The sequence below is a fragment of the Streptomyces sp. NPDC087901 genome (genome assembly GCF_044742205.1).
Classification (GTDB): Bacteria; Actinomycetota; Actinomycetes; order Streptomycetales; family Streptomycetaceae; genus Streptomyces.
Genome location: NZ_JBIUUC010000045.1, coordinates 1 through 7,369, shown reverse-complemented (window position 1 = coordinate 7,369; position 7,369 = coordinate 1). Strand labels below are relative to the sequence as shown.

Here is a 7,369-nt window from a genome sequence, read left to right as displayed (position 1 = left end):
ATTTTCTGGGGCTTTCCTCCGGGCGCTTCCCTTCGGTCTTGCGTTTCCGACTCTATCAGACTCTTTCGTGTCCGATTCCCGGTCGAAGCGGGTTTCGCATTTCCGCTTTCCAGTTCTTCGCTTTCGCGCTTTCCCTTTCCAGCGAGCTCAACTCTACCAGAGTATTTCGGGCCTGATTCCCACTGCCGAATCGACCATGACGACCCGTCGTCCGGCTGACGCCGCCGTGAGATCGGCCTGCTGACGGTACGTCACGCAGGGCCGCCCGGCCCCGGTGCTCCTGGCCGACCTGTGCAGCAACGATACCTACGTCCAACTCGCCGGCGGATCCGGGGATCAGGTTCGCCGCGATGTACCGCTACAACCGCGGGCAGACAGAGGCCCCGGCTGCGGTCACACCGAGCCAGCCACCTGGTCGCCGCGGGTAGACGAAGGCGGAGGCTGGGCCAGGTAGAAGCAGTGCGAGAGGCCCTTGGCCTGCCTAGGACGGTGTGGGTGCGCTCTGATCTGGGCAGCGCGGCGGCGCTCTGGTTCGGTGATCCCACAGATGTGGACCGCCGGCATCAAGTGGAGTGGACCGACACCAAGAGGACGTGGCAGAGGAGGGCAACACCCGGCCGGGCCACGTGCTTCTCACCCACCTTGGAGGTGAAGGACGCTGGACGGATCGTCTTCCGGGGTCGGCTGAGCCTCATGGGCGATGGCCAGGCGGTGCTGGAGGTCGCCGACACCCTCGTCCTGCTCGACCTCGCGGACCCGCCACCACCAGTTGCTGTCAATGGACCATGGGGGTTGAGGTCCGTGTGGCGCGGGACAGCGTCAAGGGTGGTCACGAACCCCCGCCGCCCGACTCCACCGCTCATCTCGTAGCCTCCGCGCATGACTGATGATCCATTCCGGTGCCGCTGCGTCCTCTGCCATGACTACGGTGACCGGAACGAAGCGGACCGCATGGATCTGACCGTCATCGAGAATGTGCAGCAGCACGGATGGCACGTCGCGATGGTTCCCGAGGACGAGATCGGCCCTGGATTCGCCTACACGATCGGCCTGTCCCACACTCACGGCGCACCCGAGCTCGCCACGTTCGGGCTCGATGTTCACGTCATGCACCGCATGGTCAACGCTCTCGGGGAGAAGTCCGCCGCGGGCGCTGTACTGGCTGACGGTCAGAGGCATGCTGACGTTGTCGTCGGACGCCAAGTCGCGCTCAGGCAAGTCGATCTTCGCTGGTGCAGGACCTTCTTCGGGCAGGCCATGGGGTTCTACCGGCGGCCTCCTCTTCCCCTGCTGCAAGTTGCGTGGCCCGACGTGGATGGCCGTTTCCATTGGGAAGAACAGGCCGAGCAGAGGCATCGGGGGTCACAGCCTCAGTTGTGGCTGCCACCGAGTGAGCACCCCGCCGGGATCTGGACGACCGAACTCTGACCTCGAGCGTGCCGACCAGTGACGGAGCCACACCGTCGCGAGGAGCTGCTGAAGCGAGATCATTCGGCGGAGTAGGTCGAATCCGGCTCGGTGTAGAGCTGCCCCTCGATCCTCTCGATGCGATTCACGGCACCTTCGATGCTGCCGGAGCTCGAGTCCGGGGTGAGCCCGGCTGTCACAGCGTCGGGGTCCTGAAGCAGGTGGAATGCCAAACCGGTGAGGCCGGGTAGTTGGCTGGTGCCGACTGCGTCGATCCAGGCGGGGGCATGACACCCGGGCGGTTGCTGAGTACCACGCCGAAGTCCCGGACATGTCCGGCGGCCTCGGCGTAGGCCACCGCCCGGTCCCGGCAGATGATCTCCACGCCGGGGTGGCGGATCAGCCATGCAGCCAGCGGGCCGGCTTCACGCGTCGGGGGCACACCGATCACTCGAGGTCTTCAACGTCGGTCAAGACGGTGGAGTAGGTCTGGCCGCGGCGGATCGCGAAGTCGTCCAGGCCCAGCACACCCGAGTGCTGAACCGCGGATCGGGCAGTGCCATGACCCGGCGCGACAAGGTCATCCCTCCCCCACCGAAGCCCAGCCGGAAGGCCGGCCAAGCGCCGGCCCGCCCGGCCAGGGCGAGCCCCACTCGCTCCAGGGCGTGGTTGAGCCGAGTGGTGAACCGTTCGTGCCGGGCCGCCGGCCGGGAAAACGGCTCGGCGAACGTCTGGCGCGGGCAGTGCGCTGGCTTTGCTGGTCAGGAGCGAGAGCGTTTGTCACCCAAGGGAAAGAACACCCCGTGGACAAGGCAGACGATGTAGCCGAGTTTCAGCAACGCCCGGTTGCTTGAATCGGCACTGATGTTGTGCGTTCCCCTGGCTGCGTGCCGCGGACGGTCATCGTATGCACGACGGGCAGGGCCATCGCCGCCTGGACCGAAGCCTTCGGATGGAGCTGCCGGCGAGCGGCGTGGTCGCCAGGTGGCCCGGTCCGGGCGCGCGACGGGGTGGAAGGATGACGCGGTGTCCGACTTTCTGCGTGAACTCTGGCTGCGCGGCGTCGCCTTCAATCCGGCGGCGCCCTCCGACGTACTGATACGGCTGATGGATCAAGCGGCCGGTGAGCTCGGGCAGCTGATGTGTAAGGACCGCGACCTGCCCGACGCAGTCATCCACGCAGCCCTGCGCCACACGGAGTGGCGGATCCGCGGCGCGCTCGCCCGCAACCAGCACGTAGACCCTTCGCGACTCGCTCCCTTGGCAACGGACCCGTCGGGACTCGTCCGCGCGCGGCTCGCCAACCCCCACCTCCGCCCCTGGCCCCGCTGGGTCCGACCGCTGCCGGACGACATCCTCGTCACCCTCCTGACCGCCCAGGACGGGGGCGAGGACGGCAAGGTCACCGCGAACGAGATCATCTGGGAGCTCGACTCGTCCCGGCAGATCCCGCTGTCCTTCTTCCGCTCCATGGCCGGCCACGAGGACCCCGCACTCCGGATACGGGCCACTTGGCGGTGGAAGTCGCTCACCCCGCCGCAGCAGACGGGGCTGCTCGACGATCCGGACCCCGCGGTCCGTGAAGCGGCGCAGGACAGGAACTGGGAGCTGGCCCCGGAACGGGTGGAGGCCGAGCTGCCGTCCATCCGTCCGAGCAGCAGGCCGGTCGTGCTCGGCAGGTGCGCTCTGTCGCCCGCGCTCGTCGAGCAGTGCTTCGCGGACGACACGGTGCACCCCCTGGCCCGGAACCCCCACACTCCGGCCGACGCCGTCGCCCGGCTCGCCCGGCATCCCGAGGCCAAGGTCCGCGAGATGGTCGCCGCCCGGCCCGACCTGGGACCGGACCTGGTAGCTGAGCTGAGGGAGGACCCGGACGAGGACGTGCGGATGCGCGCACGCCTCCACCCCTTCCCCCGCACCTGGGTCGAGTACGACGTGATCGACCGGGTCATCGGGCACGGTCCTGAATGCATCTGCCCGATCACCGAGCCGGACCCCGACCCGGCCACCGTGCCGTCGCCCGACTGGTTCGCGGCCTGCGCGGTGTCCGGGGAACCGGTGCTCCGCCGGGTGGCGGCGAGCTGGTCCGGCCTGCCCGCAGCACTCATCGGGACACTCGCGCAGGACGACGACGAGGAGGTCCGGATCCGGCTGGCCTTCAACCACCCATTGGCTCCGCCACACCTGCTCCTGGACGTCTTCGTCACCCGCCCGGACCACCGTTCGGACCTGCTGACGCTGCCCGGCTTCCCGCGCACCGGCCGGACCCACCTCATCGGCCACCCAGATCCCGAGGTACGCGCCCTGGCCGCAGCCGATACCACCCTGCCCGAACCCCCGGTGGACGACGCCGACGAGGCGGTGCGCCGGGCCGCCGCCGCCAACCCGCGCCTGACACCGGAAGCCCTGGAGACCCTCCTCGCCGACCCCCGCACCGCAGAAGGCGCCGCGGCCAACCCGTCCCTCCCCGTAGCCCGTATGCACGCACTCCTCGACCGCTGCCTCAACGGAGCCGCCACCCCACCGACCGCGGCGGGACGCCGAGAGGCGACGCCCGCGTAGCGAGCACAGGCAGGGCAACCTCTGCCCGCCATCTGCCGGCGCCGACACGCCAGACAGGCGGTTTCCAAGTCTCATCAACATTCCGGGCACCAGCGACAAGCGACTGCTGCTGCAACGCGTCTACGAACGCTCTCCGTTTCCACCTACGCAGCCAGGCAGTGCGCCGACCCGCAAATGAAGCGCCGGACCGTCAGCCGAATTGCAAAGCTCTGCTCAGCGAGCGGAAGTTTCTCAGCCTGCGCTGTTGACGGTCGTGGATTCGGTTCGACCCGGAGCTGCCGTGGGACGACCTCAATGGCTGGCAGTTCCATGGCGACCCCTGTCCCTGCAGTCAGACAGGGCCACAGGCTCAGTTCATCGGCTGCTTCAGTACAGGCCGAGGAGCATCACCTCATGGAGGTCCGCGCCTGTCCCCCATGGCCGCGCCTCGCCGAGCTTGCGGTATCCCCACGCCCGGTAGGCAGGCGTCGCCGCCCTGCTGCCCGGGTGGAAGTTCAACAACACGCGCTCCGCCTCAATGTTGTCGAGCAGCGCCCCGTGCAGACGCCGTGCGATGCCCTGCCCGCGCCACGGTCCGCGCACGGCCAGTTCCTCAGCCCGAAGGTGCGGTGCCCGTCCTCCCGGCGCAGGCTCTCGGACACCGGTTCGGTCAACTCGTCCCACCAGCCCGTATCGGGGTCGAGCGGGTAGCCGTACGCCATGCCGACAGGCTCGCCGTCCTCTGTACGGGCCCAAAACCTGATGGTCACGCAAGCGGCTCTGTCAGTTCCTTTGCAAGCCTGCCGTCGTGACAACCACATCATCTGATCAGCGCCCTACCGAGGACACTCTGGAGCTTCTGCGTTCCGCCTTTGAGACGGACTGGCGCGAGCCGGCGCTGGGATACGACGGTGTCTCGGCGTGGGAATCCGAGCACGGGGTCGTGCTTCCTGAGCCGTACCGGAGTCTGATCGCAGAGATCACCAACGGGTCGTCCCTCGGGCCGCCAGAAGATGGCGGTCTCCTCCCTCTGGGCTGGCTCCCACCGGACTGGCCGTACGACAGGGAGCGGAGTCCCGCCGCCCCGTTCCCGCTCCAGGAGGCCTGGTCCTGGGAAGGCGAACCCCTCGCCGTCGACCATCACGAGCGCGTCGCCGACGTCTTCCACCACGGCTCCATCGTGCTGGGCGCCGAGGACGGCCCCTCCTACTGGGTCCTGGTCGTGACCGGTCCCCAGCGAGGAAAGGTCTGGGTGATCGCTGAAGTCGGCGCATACCCGTATCCGGTGCCGGAGGCCTTCAGCTTCCTGGAATGGGTGCGGCGCTGGCACGCCGGCGACGGCTGGTGGGACTGACCACAGCCCGAACAGAGCCCGACGCCCGACGGCACGCAACCGGATCGAACCCATGCGCTGGGGAAGTTGACGCTGCGGCTGGGGAACTACGTGACGTTCAACCGGGAGGGAGGCTCGGCGAACGCCTCTGCGTAGATCAGCCTGAACCCGTCCTCGACCTGTGCTGCGGCTGATCCGTACATGCGCGCTATCACGATGGTCCCCTGCTGCCCCATGTGATGCCCCGCCCTCGTACGGTCGCGCTGATGCGCTCGCCCCACTCACGGGCCGTTGCACTCGGTCCCAGGACCATGGCTCGCGCAAACTCCCGGATCCTACCCAGCAACGCGGCAAAAACCTGCCACAGCATGCGTGGTCAGCACCGGGGCGGTGGCGCTGCGACGGCGCCATGCCTCCTCCTCGACCGTAGGAGCTGACCGCTCTTCTGGTCTCCGGGGAGCCGGGTCACGTACCTCCCAGTGGAGCCGGCGCCGGCGACCCGGCTCCGGCTACTTCACGGTGGCTCGCTTCGCCGGCGGGCGCGAGATCTCAAGGGGAGAGCAGACCGTTGGTGGCGGCGCGTGTCAGTCCCGGATCGCTGAGGACGTCCGTGCTGTCGACGAACTGGTCGACGGTGCCCGTCGTCGGCAGGGAGCTGATATCAGGGTCGGTGATGCGGGTGCTCAGCGCCGTGGTGAAGCGATCCGCGTGCAGGACCTGGAATGGTCTGGCGTGGTAGGGCCGCGTGGCGGGGTCGACGGGGTCCGTCAGGCCGAGCTGGTTGTGTGTGGCCGCGACTGCCTCGTAGGCGCGGGCCAAGTGGTGCTCGCGAGTGTGCCAGTCAGTGGCGGCCAGGACCGCGGTGAGGGCCGGAGTGAGTGCGGGTGCCTGGGGAGTGCGGGCGAAGGCGCTGCCGAGCCATTTGCTGTACGGCGGGTAGCGGCGCTCCATGAGCAGGCAGAGCCGCATCAGATCGCGTACCAGGCGGGCGGCGACGACAGCGGAGCCGAGTTCGTCGCCCACTTCACCGCAGCGGCCGACGAAGGCTTCCTCCTGGGAGACGCGCCGCCACTGGCAGGCGAGTAGGTAGAGCCAGAGGTCGTGGGGGTACCAGTCGAGGCTGGCACGGCCCGTACGAGTTCACCGAGCCCGTCGTGGAAGACGGCACCGGCAGTGACCTCGGCGAGGAGCTGAGTCGGGGTGGCCAGCCAGTCCGCCAGGGTGATGTCGGTACGCGGGTCGAAGCCCAGCTGCGCGGTGAACCAGGCGCCTGGCTCCATGACTTCGACTCGGTGGTGGACGGGACCGTCAGTTGTCCGCATGACCCGGATGTCTGCTTCGCCAGCGGGTGCGAAGTATGTCGGGTAGCCGCGGAATGTTCTCGGCAGGCGCTCGGAGAGTAGTTCCGTGATCCTCGCACCGTGCCGTGGGACGTCCTGCGAGTGCAGAAAGATCTGCAGGCGGGGTCCCCATTCGTGGTCGGCGGAGCGCGCGGTGTCGAATCCGAGAACTTCCGAGCCGCTGCCGAGCCGGGCAGCGGAGTGCGTAATCCCCGGGGCTGCTTCCTCCAGCAAAGGCCGTACGGCTTCGAGGTAGAAGTGGTGGGAGAGTTCCAGTCCGGGGATGAAGGACGATGTCGTCATGCTGGAGAGGGTGCCCGATCGACGTATGGCCGGTCGAGGTTTTCCTGTCCGCCAGACCGCAGCTGACTGCGTGTGCTGATGGCCCGATTCGCTTTGCTGCCTGTGTCCATATCCATGGTGGCCGGCCGCCCACGCCCGACGTCGGTCAGCAGCAGGCGGCTGAGTAACACCTCTCAGTGCATCAGGAGCTGTCTGCCGCGCAATCGTGGTGGTGGCTGCCGCAACGGAGGGTTGATCTGGCCGGCCTTGAGCGAAGGGAGCTCGCATGCTCGTTCTGTCCGACCTTGATGCCGTTCTGGTCCGGAACGCAGAAAAGCCCCGTGCCACAAGGGCACGGGGCTTTCTACAATGATTGTTCGGCGGCGTCCTACTCTCCCACAGGGTCCCCCCTGCAGTACCATCGGCGCTGAAAGGCTTAGCTTCCGGGTTCGGAATGTAACCGGGC

Annotated in this window: 3 protein-coding genes, 1 rRNA gene and 2 pseudogenes; 3 read left to right on the top strand and 3 right to left on the bottom strand. The window is 68.0% G+C overall.

What is annotated here, in order from left to right; all coding sequences use genetic code 11:
- Nucleotides 1-951 precede the first annotated feature (951 nt).
- Both ACIOEW_RS41080 and ACIOEW_RS41075 read left to right on the top strand, forming a co-directional pair.
- Complete coding sequence (locus tag ACIOEW_RS41080) at nucleotides 952-1,428, top strand: DUF4262 domain-containing protein (protein WP_401970714.1); 477 nt, start codon at nucleotides 952-954, stop codon at nucleotides 1,426-1,428.
- 1,005 nt (nucleotides 1,429-2,433) lie between these two features.
- Nucleotides 2,434-3,969, top strand: a complete 1,536-nt coding sequence (locus tag ACIOEW_RS41075) for a hypothetical protein (protein WP_401970712.1) — start codon at nucleotides 2,434-2,436, stop codon at nucleotides 3,967-3,969.
- A gap of 366 nt (nucleotides 3,970-4,335) precedes the next feature.
- On the opposite strand, the pseudogene ACIOEW_RS41070 reads toward ACIOEW_RS41075, so the two are convergent.
- Nucleotides 4,336-4,700, bottom strand: a pseudogene (locus tag ACIOEW_RS41070) (GNAT family N-acetyltransferase); the annotation flags it as partial.
- 56 nt (nucleotides 4,701-4,756) lie between these two features.
- Here ACIOEW_RS41070 and ACIOEW_RS41065 point away from each other — a divergent pair.
- Nucleotides 4,757-5,302 (top strand): SMI1/KNR4 family protein, encoded by a 546-nt coding sequence (locus tag ACIOEW_RS41065; protein WP_401970710.1) that lies wholly within the window; start codon nucleotides 4,757-4,759, stop codon nucleotides 5,300-5,302.
- Between the two features lie 528 nt (nucleotides 5,303-5,830).
- Here the strand turns inward: ACIOEW_RS41065 and ACIOEW_RS41060 are convergent.
- Together ACIOEW_RS41060 and rrf are read right to left on the bottom strand one after the other, a co-directional pair.
- Nucleotides 5,831-6,924, bottom strand: a pseudogene (locus tag ACIOEW_RS41060) (DUF4037 domain-containing protein).
- Nucleotides 6,925-7,278: 354 nt separating this feature from the next.
- Nucleotides 7,279-7,369: ribosomal RNA gene (gene rrf / locus ACIOEW_RS41055) — 5S ribosomal RNA — on the bottom strand; the annotation flags it as partial.